Annotated in this window: 17 protein-coding genes; 5 read left to right on the top strand and 12 right to left on the bottom strand. The window is 65.8% G+C overall.

Translation table 11 applies throughout. The features are described from left to right. Positions 1–70: 70 nt before the first annotated feature. A complete protein-coding gene (locus V6M89_RS24275; RefSeq protein WP_332855686.1) occupies positions 71–1,420 on the bottom strand; it encodes a CoA transferase in 1,350 nt (449 codons plus the stop codon). Between the two features lie 100 nt (positions 1,421–1,520). On the opposite strand from V6M89_RS24275, the gene V6M89_RS24280 reads away from it, so the two are divergent. Beyond that, positions 1,521–2,777 (top strand): citrate synthase, encoded by a 1,257-nt coding sequence (locus V6M89_RS24280; protein WP_332855608.1) that lies wholly within the window; start codon positions 1,521–1,523, stop codon positions 2,775–2,777. Here V6M89_RS24280 and V6M89_RS24285 read toward each other — a convergent pair. The 3 genes from V6M89_RS24285 to alr form a co-directional block, all read right to left on the bottom strand. Then, positions 2,758–3,078 (bottom strand): PilZ domain-containing protein, encoded by a 321-nt coding sequence (locus V6M89_RS24285; protein WP_332855609.1) that lies wholly within the window; start codon positions 3,076–3,078, stop codon positions 2,758–2,760. The two genes, V6M89_RS24280 and V6M89_RS24285, sit on opposite strands and share 20 nt — an antisense overlap. Positions 3,079–3,143: 65 nt before the next feature. Beyond that, on the bottom strand, positions 3,144–4,520 hold the full coding sequence (gene radA / locus V6M89_RS24290; RefSeq protein ID WP_332855610.1) for a DNA repair protein RadA: 1,377 nt from the start codon (positions 4,518–4,520) through the stop codon (positions 3,144–3,146). Between the two features lie 4 nt (positions 4,521–4,524). Continuing rightward, entirely contained in the window at positions 4,525–5,619 is a 1,095-nt protein-coding gene (gene alr, locus V6M89_RS24295) for an alanine racemase (protein WP_332855611.1), read from the bottom strand. Positions 5,620–5,748: 129 nt separating this feature from the next. Between alr and lplT the strand changes: the two genes are divergently transcribed. Further along, entirely contained in the window at positions 5,749–7,011 is a 1,263-nt protein-coding gene (gene lplT, locus V6M89_RS24300; protein WP_332855612.1) for a lysophospholipid transporter LplT, read from the top strand. A 111-nt stretch (positions 7,012–7,122) separates the two neighbouring features. On the opposite strand, the gene V6M89_RS24305 is transcribed toward lplT, so the two are convergent. From V6M89_RS24305 to tsaB, 4 genes are read right to left on the bottom strand one after another with little or no spacing between them, the layout of a single operon-like run. Beyond that, complete coding sequence (locus tag V6M89_RS24305; protein ID WP_442881996.1) at positions 7,123–8,151, bottom strand: DUF1853 family protein; 1,029 nt, start codon at positions 8,149–8,151, stop codon at positions 7,123–7,125. After that, complete coding sequence (locus tag V6M89_RS24310) at positions 8,144–9,079, bottom strand: uracil-DNA glycosylase (protein WP_332855613.1); 936 nt, start codon at positions 9,077–9,079, stop codon at positions 8,144–8,146. Before V6M89_RS24310 ends, V6M89_RS24305 begins: the two co-directional genes overlap by 8 nt. Then, entirely contained in the window at positions 9,076–9,546 is a 471-nt protein-coding gene (rimI, locus tag V6M89_RS24315) for a ribosomal protein S18-alanine N-acetyltransferase (protein WP_332855614.1), read from the bottom strand. The genes V6M89_RS24310 and rimI overlap by 4 nt, the downstream gene beginning before the upstream one ends. Further along, the gene (gene tsaB, locus V6M89_RS24320; protein WP_332855615.1) at positions 9,543–10,244 is read right to left on the bottom strand and encodes a tRNA (adenosine(37)-N6)-threonylcarbamoyltransferase complex dimerization subunit type 1 TsaB; all 702 of its coding nucleotides are present in this window, start codon (positions 10,242–10,244) and stop codon (positions 9,543–9,545) included. Before tsaB ends, rimI begins: the two co-directional genes overlap by 4 nt. Before the next feature lie 97 nt (positions 10,245–10,341). On the opposite strand from tsaB, the gene V6M89_RS24325 reads away from it, so the two are divergent. After that, positions 10,342–10,770 (top strand): thioredoxin family protein, encoded by a 429-nt coding sequence (locus tag V6M89_RS24325; protein ID WP_332855616.1) that lies wholly within the window; start codon positions 10,342–10,344, stop codon positions 10,768–10,770. A 12-nt stretch (positions 10,771–10,782) separates the two neighbouring features. On the opposite strand, the gene V6M89_RS24330 is transcribed toward V6M89_RS24325, so the two are convergent. Next, positions 10,783–11,847 carry an MBL fold metallo-hydrolase gene (locus V6M89_RS24330; RefSeq protein ID WP_332855617.1) on the bottom strand — a complete coding sequence of 355 codons (1,065 nt, stop codon included), beginning with the start codon at positions 11,845–11,847 and terminating at the stop codon, positions 10,783–10,785. Between the two features lie 132 nt (positions 11,848–11,979). Then, positions 11,980–12,306 carry a lysozyme inhibitor LprI family protein gene (locus V6M89_RS24335; protein ID WP_332855618.1) on the bottom strand — a complete coding sequence of 109 codons (327 nt, stop codon included), beginning with the start codon at positions 12,304–12,306 and terminating at the stop codon, positions 11,980–11,982. Between the two features lie 197 nt (positions 12,307–12,503). On the opposite strand from V6M89_RS24335, the gene V6M89_RS24340 reads away from it, so the two are divergent. Both V6M89_RS24340 and V6M89_RS24345 read left to right on the top strand, forming a co-directional pair. Further along, positions 12,504–13,268, top strand: a complete 765-nt coding sequence (locus V6M89_RS24340) for an SDR family oxidoreductase (protein ID WP_332855619.1) — start codon at positions 12,504–12,506, stop codon at positions 13,266–13,268. A gap of 113 nt (positions 13,269–13,381) precedes the next feature. Continuing rightward, complete coding sequence (locus V6M89_RS24345) at positions 13,382–13,645, top strand: hypothetical protein (RefSeq protein ID WP_332855620.1); 264 nt, start codon at positions 13,382–13,384, stop codon at positions 13,643–13,645. Positions 13,646–13,761: 116 nt separating this feature from the next. On the opposite strand, the gene V6M89_RS24350 is transcribed toward V6M89_RS24345, so the two are convergent. After that, the gene (locus V6M89_RS24350) at positions 13,762–13,980 is read right to left on the bottom strand and encodes a DUF7661 family protein (protein ID WP_332855621.1); all 219 of its coding nucleotides are present in this window, start codon (positions 13,978–13,980) and stop codon (positions 13,762–13,764) included. Continuing rightward, positions 13,977–16,199, bottom strand: coding sequence for a xanthine dehydrogenase family protein molybdopterin-binding subunit (locus V6M89_RS24355; protein WP_332855688.1), 2,223 nt, complete (start codon positions 16,197–16,199; stop codon positions 13,977–13,979). Before V6M89_RS24355 ends, V6M89_RS24350 begins: the two co-directional genes overlap by 4 nt. Positions 16,200–16,202 lie beyond the last annotated feature (3 nt).

Raw genomic sequence — 16,202 nt, forward strand, 5'->3', positions numbered from 1 at the left:
ATTTGAGCATGAGCTCGGCTGAGGGAGCCGAGCTCATGCTCAAATGGGGGACCTGACCCCGGGTTGGCGGCTACCAGCTTGGCGGGGAGAAGCCCAGTTCGCTGGCGGGCCGGGTCCATGCCATCGGTGCGCCGTCGATCGCTACCGGCGGCTGGTAGCGCTGCGCTGCGCCCCACGCGGTCTGCTCCAGCGCCGGCGCCAGGTCCGCGTCGCTTGCAGCCGCCGGCGGCTGTGCGTCAGACGCCTCCAGCGGCGACAGATCCGTCAGCAGCAAGGCGGTGCGCGCCAGCGACAGGCGCGCCTGCGTCGCACTCCCTTCTGCCAGACGATTCAGCAAGCCTCGCACCACCGCAGCCGCCGCCAGATAGCCGGTCGCATGATCCAGCGCCTGCACCGGCAAGGGCACCGGCTTGCCAGCATCCCGCCAGTGCATGCCGCGCTGGGCGATGCCCGTGCTCATCTGCACCAGGCTGTCGAAGCCGCGCCGCCCGCTCAACGGCCCGGACCAGCCGTACGCATCCAACGCCACATCGACCAGTCCAGGATTCAGCTGCCGGCGCACCTGCTCGCCGTATCCCAGCCCCTCCAGCGCATCGGAACGATAGCCGTGCACCAGCACGTCCGCCTCCGCAAGCAACTGCTCGAACACCGCCCGGTCCGGCGCCAGCCGCAGGTCCAGCCGCGCGCAGCGCTTGCCCAGGGTCACTTCAGGTATCACGCCCGGCTCGTTCCAGCCTGGCGGGTCGATGCGTAGCACGTCCGCGCCGTAGCCGGCCAGGAAGCGTGTCGCCACCGGCCCGGCCAGCACCCGCGTCAAATCCAGCACCTTCAGTCCCGCCAAAGGCCGCGACGGCGTCGGCGCCCAGCCCGCGTTGAAGCTGCCTGCCCGCGTCGCCAACGCGATCAAGGGCTCGGCAGCCACCGCCCGCCCCTGCTCGTGCTCCGCCCATTCCGCACTGGAGCGCATCATGGCTGCACAACCGCCCTGCGCCACCACTGCCGCTTCGAGCTCGGCGCCGCGCCAGCCGGCCACCGCCCGCGCCACGGCATCGCGCTCGACCGGCGTCTTCAGCACCGCCAGCGCCGCGGCGCGGTGGTGCGGCGCGTTGGTGTGCAGGCGTATCCAGCCGTCGGCGGTCGGATAATCGCCGGCCACCGGATCCCAAAGCGGCGGCAACTTCCAGCCCACCGGATGCAAGGACCAGCTGAACCACAGCGACGCCAACCGCCGATCGACCACCACCTCGGCCGGCCGCCCGCCCTGCGCCGCGATCAGTTGCCGCACCGCCAGCGCGGCCGCGCCCACCGACGCCGCCGCCAGCTCCGTCACCGCATAGCACGATGGCAGCTCGCCCTCACCGGTGAACGTCACGCACTCCCGCGCCGACAACGACAGCACGGACGAAATAGCTTCCAACATTTTAGACATGAGCGCTCCAGGAATTGATATGCTGTCCCAGCTTAGGACCGCCCACGGAGGGCGTCAATCTTGACTTGAAGTGTCAACATAGGAAACCGAGATGGTTTGGATGACAGCGGCAGAAGCGCTGAACGTACTGCAGGTCCGCCCGCAAACGCTGTACGCCAACGTCAGCAGGGGCAAGATACGCGCCAAGTCTGACGAGGCCGATCCGCGCCGCAGCCTCTACCACCGCGACGACATCCTGCGCATGGCCAGGCGCAGCAATGGCCGCCGCAAGATCGAAGCGGTCTCCGCGCAGGCGATGCAGTGGGGCGACCCGGTGCTGCCGTCCGCCATTTCCACCGCCGCCGGCGGCCACCTGCTCTACCGCGGCCACGACGCCGTCACGCTGTCCGAAACCGCCACGCTGGAAGAGATCGCCGACTTGCTATGGGAGGCCGAACCCGGCCAGGTGCTGGCGGCCAGCACGTCGCCCGCATGCACGCAGCCAGCGATCGCGCCGCCGGCCGGCGCACTGGGTGCAGGCCTGCTGGCCCTGGCGCTGCGCAGCGCCAGCGACGCGCCTTCGATGGACCGCTCCGCCGCCGACCTGCGCGCCGAAGCCGCCAGCATCCTGGCCACGCTCACTGAAGCGATGATCGGTCCCGCACCCGCCGGCCGCGCCACCGCCCGCACCGATGCCGATGACACCGCCGACACCGACACCTGCGCCACTGCCGCCGCCGCCAGCGCACCGCCCGCCACGCCCGCCACCATCAGTCGCCGCCTCTCCCTCGCCTGGCAACGCCCGGCATCCGAAGATCTGCTGCGCCGCGCGCTGGTGCTGATGGCCGACCACGAACTGAACGCCTCCACCTTCGCCACCCGCGTCGCCATCTCGACCGGCGCCTCGCTGGCGGCAGGCGTGCTGGCCGGCTTCACCACGTTGACCGGCCCGCTGCACGGCGGCGCCTCGGCCGAATTCGCGCTACTGGCCGCCGCCGCCCGCGAACACGGCGCCGAGGCAGCCGTCGCCACCTGGCGCGCCAGCGGCCGCGCGCTACCCGGCTTCGGCCACATGCTCTACGCACAAGGCGACCCGCGCGCCCGCGCCCTGATGAAATTATTACCGGAATTGCAGCCGCACACAGACCTCGCCGCCGCGGCCGAAGCACAGGCGGGGGAATTGCCGAACATTGATTTTGCGCTGACCTTGCTGGCCGCCGCCCACGGGCTGCCGGATGACGCGCCGTTCATCCTGTTTGCGCTGGGCCGCTGCGTCGGCTGGCTGGCGCATGCACTCGAACAAGTGCAGGCCAGACGCCCGATACGCCCCAGGGCCCGCTACGTCGGGCCTAGCGCAGGAACTTGTTGATGGCGCTGGCGTTGGCCGCATCCAGGTTGAGGAACTGGTAGCCGATCTTGAAATGATCGCCGCTGAAAATGCAATAACTCACCTTGGAACGGCAGGTCAGGATCTGCGGCTTACCATCGAGGAACAGCTCGAACGTCACCTGCCCCATATGCCCCACGGCCAATTTGTGCTCGAAGGTTATCGACAAACCATTGGCGCTGATATCGATCGTGCGTCCCGGCTGCGGCGGCATGCCGTCCATCACCGCCACTACCTTGGAGCGCAGAATCTTGCGCGCGACTGACCTTTGATCAACTAACACTATCTATCCTTTGTACGGTTACCAATTATTCAGTATTAACGATTACAACACGTAACAATACAACGTTATTGGATTTCGCGCAGCTTATTGAAGGCATCGTCGATGCGATCGACCGCGATGATGGTCATGCCCTCGATCGGCTGCTTGGGTGCATTGGCGGTCGGTATCATCGCCATCGAAAAGCCCAGCTTGGCCGCCTCACGCAGACGCTCCTGCCCGCGCGGCGCCGGCCGGATCTCGCCCGCCAGGCCGACCTCGCCGAACACCACGAAGCCACGCGGCAACGGTTTGCTGCGCATCGAAGAATTAATCGCCAACAGCACCGCCAAATCGGCCGCCGGCTCGGTGATCTTGACGCCACCCACCGCGTTGATGAACACGTCCTGGTCGAAGGCGGCGATGCCCGCGTGGCGGTGCAGCACAGCCAGCAGCATCGCCAGCCTATTCTGCTCCAACCCGACCGACAGGCGGCGCGCGTTAGGCAGGTGGCTGGCGTCCACCAGCGCCTGGATTTCCACCAGCAAGGGACGCGTGCCCTCCTGCGTCACCATCACGCAGGAACCCGGCACCTGGTTGTCGTGCTGGGACAGGAACAGCGCCGACGGATTCGACACGCCCTTCAAGCCCTTCTCCGTCATCGCGAACACGCCCAGTTCGTTGACCGCGCCGAAACGATTCTTGATGGCCCGCACCAGGCGGAAGCTGGAATGGTTGTCGCCCTCGAAATACAGCACCGTATCGACGATGTGCTCCAGCACGCGCGGCCCGGCCAGCGCGCCTTCCTTGGTCACGTGGCCGACCAGGATGATGGTGATGCCGGTCTGCTTGGCCACGCGGGTCAGCTGGGCCGCGCATTCGCGCACCTGCGCCACCGAACCCGGCGCCGAACTAAGTGCGTCCGAATACACGGTCTGGATCGAATCGATCACCGCCACTTCCGGCTTCAGGTCGGCCAAGGTGCCGAGGATTTTCTCCAGCTGGATCTCCGCCTGCAGTTTCAGATCGCGGGCGTCGATGTTCAGGCGCTTGGCGCGCAGCGCGATCTGCGCGCCGGACTCCTCGCCGCTGACATACAGGACTTTTTTCAGATGCGACACATTGGCCAGCGCCTGCAACAGCAAGGTCGACTTGCCGATACCGGGATCGCCGCCGATCAGCACCACGCCGCCCGCCACCAGGCCGCCGCCCAGCACGCGGTCGAACTCCTCGATGCCGGTGCCGAAGCGCGGCACATCGATGGCGTCGATATCGGCCAGCGACAGCACCGGCGCGGTCTGCGCCAGCGACATGTGCTGCGGCTGCGAGTAACGGTTGTTGCCGCCCGCCTCGACGACGGTCTCCACCATCGTGTTCCACTGCTGGCAGGACGGGCACTGGCCGGTCCACTTGGTGGCCGTGCCACCGCAATCGCTACAGGTGTAGTTGGTTTTCGCCTTGGCCATCCGTTCAGCCTTCCACAACCGGCACGCGCTGCGCCAGTGCGCACATCAGCTCATAGCCGATGGTGCCGGCCGCCGTCGCCACGTCGTCGATCGGCATGCCGCGTCCCCACAGCGTGACCTTGCTGCCGACGCCCGCCGACGGCAGGCCCGTCAGGTCGACGGTCAGCATGTCCATCGACACCCGGCCCACCAGCGTGGTCGGCACGCCATCGACCAGCACCGGCGTACCCATCGGCGCGCTGCGCGGATAGCCGTCCGCATAGCCGCAGGCCACCACGCCGATGCGCATCGGGCCCTCGGCCTGGTAGCGGCTGCCGTAGCCGACCACGTCGCCGGCCACGATGTGCTGCACGCCGATGATCTCGCTACTCAGCGTCATCGTCGGCTCCAGGCCGAACGATTCCGCCGTGGCGCCGCCCGGCGAGCCGCCGTACAGCATGATGCCCGGACGTATCCAGTCGTTGCGCAGGGTTTGCTGGTGCATCAGCACCCCCGCCGAATTCGACAGGCTGCGCGCCCCCGCCAGCCCGGCCGTGCCCTGCTCGAAGCGGCGCACCTGCTCGGCGATCGGCAGCAGCGGATGCTCGGCGTCGTCGGCGTTGGCGAAGTGGGTGATCATGGTGATGCTGCCGACGCAGGAAATCGCGCTCAGGCGCGCATGCGCGGCGGCGTAGGCGTCCGGCATGAAGCCGAGCCGGTTCATTCCGCTGTTCATTTTCAGATGCAGATCAAATTTGATGCCGCGCGCCGTCAACTCCGCTTGCGCCGCCTCCAGCCACGCCAGTTGCTCGACACAATGCACGGCGGCCTGCAGGTTGTAGCCGGCCATGGTGTGCAGATCGGCCGGATCGAAGAAACCCTCCAACAAGAGGATGGGCTTTTTCCAGCCCAGCTCGCGCAGGCGCACGGCGTAGTCGACCTCCACCAGCGCCAGGCCGTCGGCCTCGGCGAAGCCGCGCATCGCCCGCTCCAGGCCGTGGCCGTAGCCGTTCGCCTTGAGCACCCCCCAGGCCTTGGCGCCGGGAGCATTCGCCTTGGCGCGGGCCAGGTTGTGCTTCATGGATTCAACGTGGATGGTTGCGAGGATCGGCCTAGGCATATGCAATTTGAGCGGAATATGGGAAGGCCGTATTTTACCGTGTAGCCAGATAACTGCACGGCTCAATTCTTGGGGATACGATCAAAGCATGGTATAAAGCAAGCCAGATAAGTTTTCAGGCACCCCAGAATGAATCGTGGTTTCTATACCATTATGGCAGCGCAATTTTTTTCGTCACTGGCGGATAATGCGCTGCTCTTTGTTGCGATCGACCTGCTGGTAACAATGAAGTCCCCAGCGTGGATCACACCATTGCTGAAGCTCTCATTTACGCTCTTTTACGTGCTGTTGGCGGCGTTTGTCGGCGCCTTCGCCGATTCGATGCCCAAGGGCAAGGTCATGTTCATCTCCAACCTGATCAAGGTTGGCGGATGCCTGCTGATATTCGCCCACGTCCATCCTTTATTAGCCTATGCGCTGGTCGGTTTTGGCGCCGCCGTGTATTCGCCGGCCAAATACGGCATCCTCACCGAATTACTTCCCGCAGAGAAACTCGTGGCAGCAAATGGCTGGGTCGAAGGCCTGACCGTGATGTCGATTATTTTCGGCACCGTCATGGGCGGCAAGCTGGTCGGCGGCCAGGTGTCGTCCTTCCTGCTGGGCTTTGACTTCCCGATGGTCGACACCGGCATCGACACCCCGCCCGAGGCGGCGCTGTGCGTGGTGGTGTTCATCTATATGCTGGCGGCGCTGTTCAACACCCGCATCCCGGACACCGGCTGCGTCTACGGCCACCAGGAACGCAATCCGATCAAGCTGATCACCGACTTCGCCAACTGCTACGGCCTGCTGTGGAAAGACAAGCTGGGGCAGATCTCGCTGGCCGTCACCACGCTGTTCTGGGGCGCCGCGCAGACCTTGCAATTCATCGTGCTGGAGTGGGCCAACCGCACCCTCAAGCTGACCTACGAACAATCGACCAGCCTGGTCGGCGTGGTCGCCATCGGCGTCGCGCTGGGCGCGGTGCTGTCGGCGCGCTTCATCTCGCTGCGCAAATCGCTGAACGTGATCCCGATGGGCATCGCCATGGGCGTCATCGTCATCAGCATGGTGATGGTGAAATCGGTGGCGCTGGCCTATCCGCTGCTGATCCTGGTCGGCCTGCTGGGCGGTTTCTTCCTGGTGCCGATGAACGCGCTGCTGCAACACCGCGGCCACGTGCTGATGAGCGCGGGCCACTCGATCGCGGTGCAGAACTTCAACGAAAACCTGTCCATCCTGACCATGCTGGCGGTGTACTCGCTGATGCTGCGCGGCCACCTGAACCTGGACGTCATCATCGTGCTGTTCGGCCTGTTCCTGGCTGGCACCATGTACTTCATCATGCGCAAGCATGCGGCCAACCAGCGCGAGTTCGATTCGGTCGCGCTGATCGGCGAGCTGAAACACTGACCTCCGCTTAAGAAGGCGTTTCAAAATGAGCGTGGCTAGGCGCGGCGACGAAGACAGTGCGCCTGCACGGCAAGGAGCTGCAACGACGCCACGGTCATTTTGAAACGCCTTCTAAGCCGGCAGCGCCCCGGCTTGGCGGAGCTGCGCGGCTTGCGCGCGCCAATCGTCGGGCACCACGAAGCCCCGGCGCCGCTCCACCAGCCATTCCCCCTGCTGCTCCAGCACCGCCACCATCACCGGCGCGGCCACCTGCGCCATGTGCTCGTGCAGCGCGGCCAGCAGTTCATCCTTGCTCATCGCGGTCGACTCCAGCGGCATCTTCAACGGCGCCAGCCAGTGCAGGCGCGGCATGATGGCGTAGCGCTCCCCTTGCAATGCGGCGGCCTGTTGCAGCGTGATCCAGAAGCCGTTGCAATGCGGCTGGGAGATGCCCGCCATCGGCTCCGCGCCCTCACCGCCCGGATAGAACAGCCAACCCTTGACCAGCGCCTGCGCCCGCGCCACCGGTTGCGGCAGCAAGGGCTGGGCCGCCGGATGGCTGGCCAGCGATAGTTGCTTGTCGAAGATCTTGCGCATCTTGGCGCCCAACGTGTCGGCCAGGTTGGGGCCGATCAGGCCGTTGAAATCGGCGCCGGCCTCGCTCGCATCGAGCAGGTAGAACTTGGTGGCGAATTCCAGGTGGACCAGATCGTCTCCGTCGCGCAGCAAAAAGTCGAATTCGCCGACGGTGTCGTTGCGGCTGGCGCGCACCTGCAGGCCGTGCGCGACCAGTTTGCCGTGTTCGGCGAAATAGAAGGCCATCAGCTTTTCCGCGTACAGGCCGAGGCGTGAGTAGTGACGGCTGCCCAGCGCGGCTTCCAGCGGTATCGGATCCTGCTCCAGCGCGGCCAGCCAGTCGGCCGTTTCCGGCGACATTGCGCCCAGCGTGGCGATGCGGCCGTGCCAGTGCGGCGAGGCCGGGTCCAGCAGATCGGGGGCGTCGAGCAGCCAGGCCAGCGCGCGCACGTGCGGCCGGGTCAGGTGCCCCCAGCGCTGCTCGAAGCGGGCTTGATAACTGTCCGCCGGCGTGGTTCCGGCGAGCGTCCCGCTGGCAATCGCAGGGGGCGGGCTCGCCGGGGCGGCGGCTGGCAGGCTAGTCACGGGCGGCCTTGGCGAGACACAGGTCGCCCCAGGCCTTGGCCTTGTCTTCCGGCTTGCGCAGCAGGTCGTCCGGGTGATAGGTGGCCACCACCGGCAGCTGGGCGGCGCCGTAGCGCATCACCTGGCCGCGCGCGGCCGGGCCCATCATCAGGCCCTTGGCGGCGTACTGGCCGAAGGTCATGGCCATGGTCGCGCCGGTCAGCGCCAGCTCGCGCTCCAGGAATGGACGGCAGGCCAGTAGTTCCTCACCACTTGGCGCACGGTCCGCGCCATCGGGGCCGGATGGGCGGCATTTGACCAGGTTGGTCACGTAGACATCCGCCTCAGGTTTCAGGGAGATGGCTTTCAGCATATTGTCCAGCAACTGCCCGGCCTCGCCGGCGATCGCCTGGTTTTCCTTCTCGTCCAGGCGCGACGGCGCGGCTGCGATGGCGATCCAGCTGGCGTCGGCGGCGCCACGGCCGTTGACGGCGTTGCGGCGCGTATCGCACAACGTGCAGCGGGTGCAGGTGGAAACGGCGGTCTTCAACGCGGCCCAGTCCATCGCGGCGATGGCGGCATCGCTGACCGGCTCGGCGCGGGCCGGTACCGGCGCCTCGTCGAACCAGGCGTTTGAGTCTTCGTCGGCCATGGCAAGCGGTTCTTCTGCGGTCGGCGGCTCGGGCGCGAACGATGGCGCGGGCGTCGGCGCAGCCGCAACCACGGGCATTGGCACCGGGATAGGCATCGGCGCAGGCGTCGGCATGACGACGGGCTCTGGCGACGGCGGCTGCGCTGGCGGCATTTCAGCCGCCACCGCTACCGGCTCCAGGGCCAGCTCATCCTCAACGGCCGCCTCCTGGCCGGCTGGGGGATTGCGCAACTTCCATTGCACGCCCACGCCCATTTCATCGAGGAACACGGTACTCCGGGCTATCGTCTGACTCATACACTGAACCGCATAACGATTGCGTCCTCGCGTTGCCGATTGGCGGCCGGGTAATAGCCCTTGCGCCGACCGATATGTTGAAATCCGTAGCGCTCATAAATCTCCAGCGCCCGCGTGTTCGATGGCCGTACCTCCAGCAGCACCGACTCCATGCCCAGCCCGCGCGCGCACGCCACGGCCTGGTTCAGTAGGAACCGTCCAAGGCCCTGCCCCTGCCGCTCCGCCGACACCGCCACGTTCAGCAAATGCGCTTCGTCGACGATATTCATCAGCAGGAAATAGCCCAGCAAATCTCCATGCTGGTCGCGCAACACCCACGCCTCATAGTTGCTGTTGAGGGAATCGACGAAATTGGCCATGCTCCAGGGATGCGGATAAACGCTCTCCTCCAGCGCCACCACATCGAGCAAATCGGCTTGCTGCATCGGCTCATAGTTCAGCCGCGCCAGGTCCCACATCTGCTTCATGCGCCACCTTCAGCGGCTTTGGCGGCCGCCATGTCGCGCCGTTCGGCCTGGGTGTAGGCGATCTTGTTACGCAAATACAGCGGCTGCGCCTCGGCCGCCGTCACGGTCGCGCCGGCGGCAAAAGCGATCGCCGCCAGTTGCGCGACCTGCTCCGCATGCGGCATCACCTCGGCAAAGCCGCCGCCGGCAAACGCCTCGGCATAGGCCGACAAGCCGTTGCCGCAGGCGACAGGCGCGCCCTGCGGCTGCACGCCCTCGGGTGCCGACAGCGCGGGCGGCAGCACCGCCTCGGGCGCCGCGCCGTCCGCAAAGCGGTACTGCGCCCAGTACACCTCGCCCATGCGCGCATCCAGCACCGCCAGCACGTCGCCGGCGCCATGCTGCTGATGACAGGCCAGCGCCATCGCGTCCAGCGTCACCACCGGCACCACCGGCAGGTTGCCGCCGAAAGCCAGGCCCTGGGCGATGCCGCAAGCGGTGCGCACGCCGGTGAACGAACCGGGGCCGGAGCCGAAGGCGATGGCGTCGCAGTCTTTCAAGGCGATAGCGGCTTCGGCCAGCAGCTCCTGTATCATCGGCAGCACCGATTGCGAATGGGTGCGCACGCCCGAGGACACGCGGCTGATGACGGTCTCGCCGCGCAGCAGCGCGACCGAGGCCAGTTCGGAAGAGGTTTCAATGGCAAGAATAATAGGCATGCCGTATTTTAACCTGCCGCGCTGGCAGGCGCGACCCCGCGAGGGGATGTAGAATACGCCCCTTAGGCGCAGAGGCCGCCGTTAGCCGACGAATACCATGCACAGTCTGACCCTGAATTCCGAGAATCGCGCAGAGATCGCCGCCGCCCTGGCCGGCGACCGCTGGATCGTGGCCTGCCTGTGCGCGGCCTGGTGCGGCACTTGCGAGTCCTACCGCGCCACGTTCGAGGAGCTGGCCGGACGCCATCCGGACAAGTTTTTCGTCTGGATCGACATCGAAGACCACGCCGACGTGGTGGGTGACCTCGACGTGGAGAACTTCCCCACCCTGCTGATCCAGCATCACGAACTGGTGGCCTTCTTCGGCACCATGCTGCCGGACGCCGCGCTGGCGCACCGCCTGGTGCTGGCCAAGTCAGCGCTCAGCGACGCCGAGCTGGCCGAACTGGCCGTCAGCAGCGAAGAGCGCCGCCGCTGGCAAGCCGACTGCAACCTGCGCACGCTGATGCGCAACGCGCAGGCCTGAGCGCCGGCGCCGTCAAACGCTGTCGGAAGCCACTGGCAGCGCCTCGGACTTCCAGCGCAGCATGCCACCGGCCAGATTGGCGACCTGCGTGAATCCGGCCTTGGTCAGCAGCACGCTGGCCTGGGCCGAACGCACGCCTGAGCGGCATACCGCCACCACTGGCCGCGCACGATCAAATTCGTCCACGCGGTCCATCAGCTGCGACAACGGCACCAGCCGCGCGCCTTGCAGATGCCCCAACTCGTCGATGAATTCCGGCGCCTCGCGCACATCGACGATCTGCGCCTCGGCCAGATGTTCCAGCAGCACCATCGGTTCGATCTCCCACACGCCGCTGAAGCGCAAGGTCAGCGGCGCCCAGGTCGGCGCATCGGGCGCGGGCAGGTTCCCCTCAGGCTGGCCGCAGCGCATATTGGCCGGCACCGCGATCGCAATCAGCTTGGGATGCGGCAGGTGCAGGTTGTTCATATGCCCGGCGAAGTCGCCCTCGTCCACGTCGCCGCCCAGGCGCGGATTGAAGCGGCGCTCCTCGGCCACGCTGGTCACGGTAATGCCGCGATAGTCGTGGGCGGGATACAGCAAGCAGGTCTCGGGCAGCGACAGGATCTGCTCGCGCACCGAGGCAAACAACTGCTGCGGACTGCCCTGCTGGAAATCGGTGCGGCCGCAGCCGCGTATCAGCAAGCTGTCGCCGGTGAAGGCCATGCTCTCGTCGTCCAGCACAAAGGTCAGGCAGCCGTTGGTGTGGCCGGGCGTGGCCCGCACCGTCAGATGGCGGCTACCGAAATCGATACGGTCGCCATGCCGCAGCGGACGGTCGGCCAGCTCGGCGCCCGCCGCTTCCGCCAGCGCGATGCGGCTGCCGCAGCTTTGATGCAGGCGCCAGGCGGCCGTCACGTGGTCCGCATGGACGTGCGTATCCAGCGTCGCCAGCAGGCGCAGACCCAGCTCCTTCAACAACGCCAGGTCGCGCGGCGCCTGCTCGTAGACCGGATCGATCAGCAACGCCTCGCCGCCGTCGCCCAGCAGATAGGTGTAAGTGGAAGAAGTCGGATCGAAAAGCTGGCGGAAAATCATGATGGCTACATTCTAAAATATCAAACAAGCCTAAGCTTAGTCTGCTTGCCCGGTGCTGCGCAAGTGGTGCGGGTCAACCTGCTTGCCAGGAATCCGGTTGCAGCTCCTTGATTCGTTGCTCGGTGTGTTTCGTCATGCAATCGTGATAGCTTTCAGCGCCGCCAGTGCCCCCTGATAAAGGCTCTGCCTGGCCGCGCAGTCGGCGTCGCGAAACTCCACCCATTTTCGTTGCGACACAACGAGCAGCTTCTTCATGGCCGCGCCGTTGTCGTAGGACGCCAGCTGTTTGAGTACGGTTTGATACGCCGCATTCAGTTGCAGATCCTTCTTTTCAAATTTCTGCAAGGCGCACAGATTCACCTCGGGCGTGCCGCGCGGGGTGTCACATGGATCGTGGCCTTGGGCAAACGCGCAGGCAGGGAGCAAAGCGCCAAGAGCAGCTATTAAAATACGACGCATCAACGGCCTCCTGTTTAACTGCCACCCAGTGCGGCAGGATGCAGGAGGATAGCATTTCGCGTCGTCAGAAGGTGCGCGGATTGTCACACCACTTCAATGCCGGCGCGCTTCAATTCTCTAGCAAGAAACGGGTAGCCGGCCACCCGCCTCATCCCTATGCTGAAGCCTCTCTATCACTTCAGCAAAAGGAAAATTCCATGCATCAGCTATCAGGAAAAGTGGCGATCGTCACCGGCGCAAGTTCAGGCATTGGATACGAGACGGCCAGGTTATTTGCGCGTGAAGGTGCCAGGGTGGTCGTGACTGCGCGCCGCCAGGCCGAACTCAACGCGCTGGTCGCAGACATCGAACGGGATGGCGGCGAGGCGATCGCCGTCGCCGGAGACATCCGGGACGAGCAGCTCGCGCGCGCACTGGTGGAAACGGCGGTCGGCCGCTTCGGTGGACTCGATATCGCCTTCAACAACGCCGGCACAACGGGCGACGCCGCGCCAGTGTCCGACACTTCCATCGACTCCTGGCAGGCCACGCTCGACATCAACCTGACCAGCGCCTTCCTCGGCGCGAAATATCAGTTGCCGGCCATGATCAAACGCGGCGGAGGCTCCATCATCTTTACCTCGACCGTCGTCGGCAGCACGATCGGCTTCCCTGGCATGGGCGCGTATGCCGCCAGCAAGGCCGGCTTGATCGGCCTGATGCAGGTCATCGCCGTCGAGTATGGAGCCCACGGCATACGCGCCAACGCGCTGCTACCCGGCGGCACCGACACGCCGATGGGCCGCGCCACCGCCAACACGCCCGAAGCACGCGCCTTCGTCGAAGGCCTGCACGCGCTCAAACGCTTGGCACTGCCGGAGGAGATCGCCCGCTCGGCGCTCTACCTGGCCTCCGACGCATCGAGCTTCACCACGGGATCGAACCTGAGGGTGGATGGCGGCTCGTCTGTCAACCGGACGTGAGTTGCACCGCCGAGTGATTACGTCAACACTCCTCATGTGTATGCATTTAGGTTAGAGTGTTGCAACCACCAATTGAATCCGCAGCCAAAAGCAGACGCACAGAAAGGCGCAACATGCATAAGAAGTTCTCTTTCATGACTACCGCTTTTCGAATCCTTGCTGCTGGAGCGATTGGTGGTGTGGCATATCTGATTGTTTGTTCTGCATTACGATCAACTGGCGGCCCAACACTTGGCCGTTTAGATGATTACGAAAATTATTTTGCTATCGGCACGGCCGTGGTTATCACGGTTGTGGTGTTCTGGAGGCTTACGAAAGGGGCATGGAGCAAAGAGCAACTGGGCGATTTGCTAAATATCGACGACTCCGCTTACTAACAGCGAAGCTGTTTCGGACTATTTGTGTGCATACGGATTTTCGTGGAGCGGCAACTCATACGTGACGTGTCAACTCAAATCCGAGCCCCACGCTTCAGCAGTGGCCTGATTGCCAGCTAGGATATCTGCACAGCCGAGTGATTGCGCGGCGTGGCGTCTTCGTGAAACAGGTCAGCCAGGTACTCGCACAGCTCATGCTCCGCAAGCTCGCCCGGCACGACGAAATCCGCAGGGCGGCGCTTGCCTTCGGCGCCGAAGTAGAACGCCCGCCACGCACCCTGCCCGCCGCTGACGGCGATCAGCCGGCCGAACACTTTGAAGCGCAGCTCCTTCACAGCGTCAGCGGCAGGCTGCGCAGGCGCTTGCCGGTCAGTTTGAACACCGCGTTGGCCACCGCCGGCGCAATCGGCGGCGTGGCCGGTTCGCCCATGCCTTCGGGATGCTCGGCGCTCGGCATGATGATGGTCTCCACCTCGGGCGCCTGGTTCATGCGTACCACCGGATAGTCATGGAAGTTGGTCTGTTCGACCTTGCCGTCCTTGATCGTCACCGCGCCAAACAGGGCAGCCGACAGCCCGAACACCACCGCCGATTCCACCTGCTGCGCGATGATATTGGGATTGACGGCGATGCCGCAATCGACCGCGCACACCACCCGGTGCACGCGAATCTCCGCGCCCTCGACCGACACCTCCGCCACCTGCGCGACGATGGTGCCGAACGACTGGTGCAGCGCCACGCCATGCGCGCGCCCCGCCGGCGCGACGCCGGCCTTGGCCACCGCCGCATCCAGCACCGCCAGATGGCGCGGATGCCGCTTCAGCAAGCCGCGCCGGAACGCCACGCTGTCCTTGCCCGCCGCATGCGCCAGTTCGTCGATAAAGCTCTCTTTGAAAAACGCGTTGTGCGAATGCCCGACCGAACGCCAATACCCCAGCGGCACCGGACTATCGACGATCACATGGCGGACACGCTGGTTGGCGAACTCGTACTGCATATCGAACTCGCCTTCGGCCGTGGTCTTGTCCGGCCCAGCGGCCGGCAAGCCCAGGTTACGCTTGAAGAATTGGTGCGACACCGAACCGCTGGCCGACTTGTTGTCGTAGCCCAGCACATTGCCCGCCGCATCCAGGCTGGCGCTGAAGCGCGCCAGCGCCGCCGGGCGATACACGTCGTGCGTGGTATCGTCCTCGCGCGACCAGATCATCTGCACCGGCAAGCCGCGCGTCTCCTTGGCCAGCGCCACCACCTGCGCCACCATGTCCACGTCCAGCCGCCGTCCGAAGCCGCCGCCCAGCAGGGTCACCACCAGCACCACTTTGTCCGCCGGGACGCCGGCCACCTTCGCCGCCGTCTCCACCGCAAAACCGGGCGACTGCGTCGGCGCCCACAGGTACACAAAGCCGTCCTTGACCTGCGCCGTGCAGTTGACCGGCTCCATCGCCGCATGCGCCAGATAGGGCGCGCGATATTCCGCCGCCAGGGTTTTGGCGACGCCGGCAACCTTGCCCTCCACCGCGTCCATGTCGCCATCCTTGTAGTAGGCATGGCCCGATTCCGCATCCAGCCTGGCCGCGAACTCCGCGTAGATGGCGGCGCTCGACATACTGCCCCGCTCGTCGGTGGACCACTGCACCGGCAAGGCCAGCGCGGCCTGCCTGGCCTGCCACCAGGTCTTGGCCACCACCGCCACGCCGGCGCCGGCGCCGGTCCTGGCCGGCAGCGCGCTGGAAAAGTCGACCACCCGCATCACGCCCGGCATCTTCATCACCGCATCCGCGTTGACGCTGGCGACCGTGCCGCCGATCACCGGCGACATGCGCACCGCCGCATACACCATGCCCTCGGGACGCACGTCGAGGCCGAACACCGCCGTGCCGTTCACCTTGGACGGCGTGTCGCGGCGCGGCTGGGCGCGGCCGATCAGCTTGAAATCCTTGGGCGACTTCAGGCGAATCTCGCCCGGCGACGCGGTGGCGGCGGCAACCGCCAGCGCGCCATAGGCCAGGCGCCGGCCGTCGGCATGGATGACGGCGCCGTCTTCGGTGCGGCAGTCCTGCACGCGCGCATTCCACTGCTTGGCGGCGGCGGCGACCAGCATCGCGCGCGCGGCGGCTCCGGCTTCGCGCATCGGCTGCCACGCATCCTTGACGCTGGAGGAGCCGCCGGTGATGACCAGCCCCAGCTCGCGCGCCACCTTGCCGACGGTCCAGCTGACCACCGCTTTCAGGTCGCCGTTGTCGTCCGGGTGGAACGGCAGGCCATCCTTGAGCATCGCGATATTGCCGTAGATTTTATCGGCCGGCGCCTGCACCAGCCGTACCGCCGACAGCGGCACGTCCATCTCTTCCGCGACCAGCATCGGCAAGGCGGTATGCACGCCCTGCCCCATCTCGCTGCGCGCCATGGCCACACTGACGGTGCCGTCGGGCGCCACGGCGACCCAGCCATTGAGCGCGATCGAAGCGCCCAGCTGCATCGGATGCGAAGCGTGCAGGCGCTGCCTCGGCGGCAGCACTCCCCAGCCCACCACCAGCGCGCCGACCGCGGCCACGCC

This window comes from Duganella sp. S19_KUP01_CR8 (assembly GCF_036688705.1).
GTDB lineage: Bacteria > Pseudomonadota > Gammaproteobacteria > Burkholderiales > Burkholderiaceae_D > Rugamonas.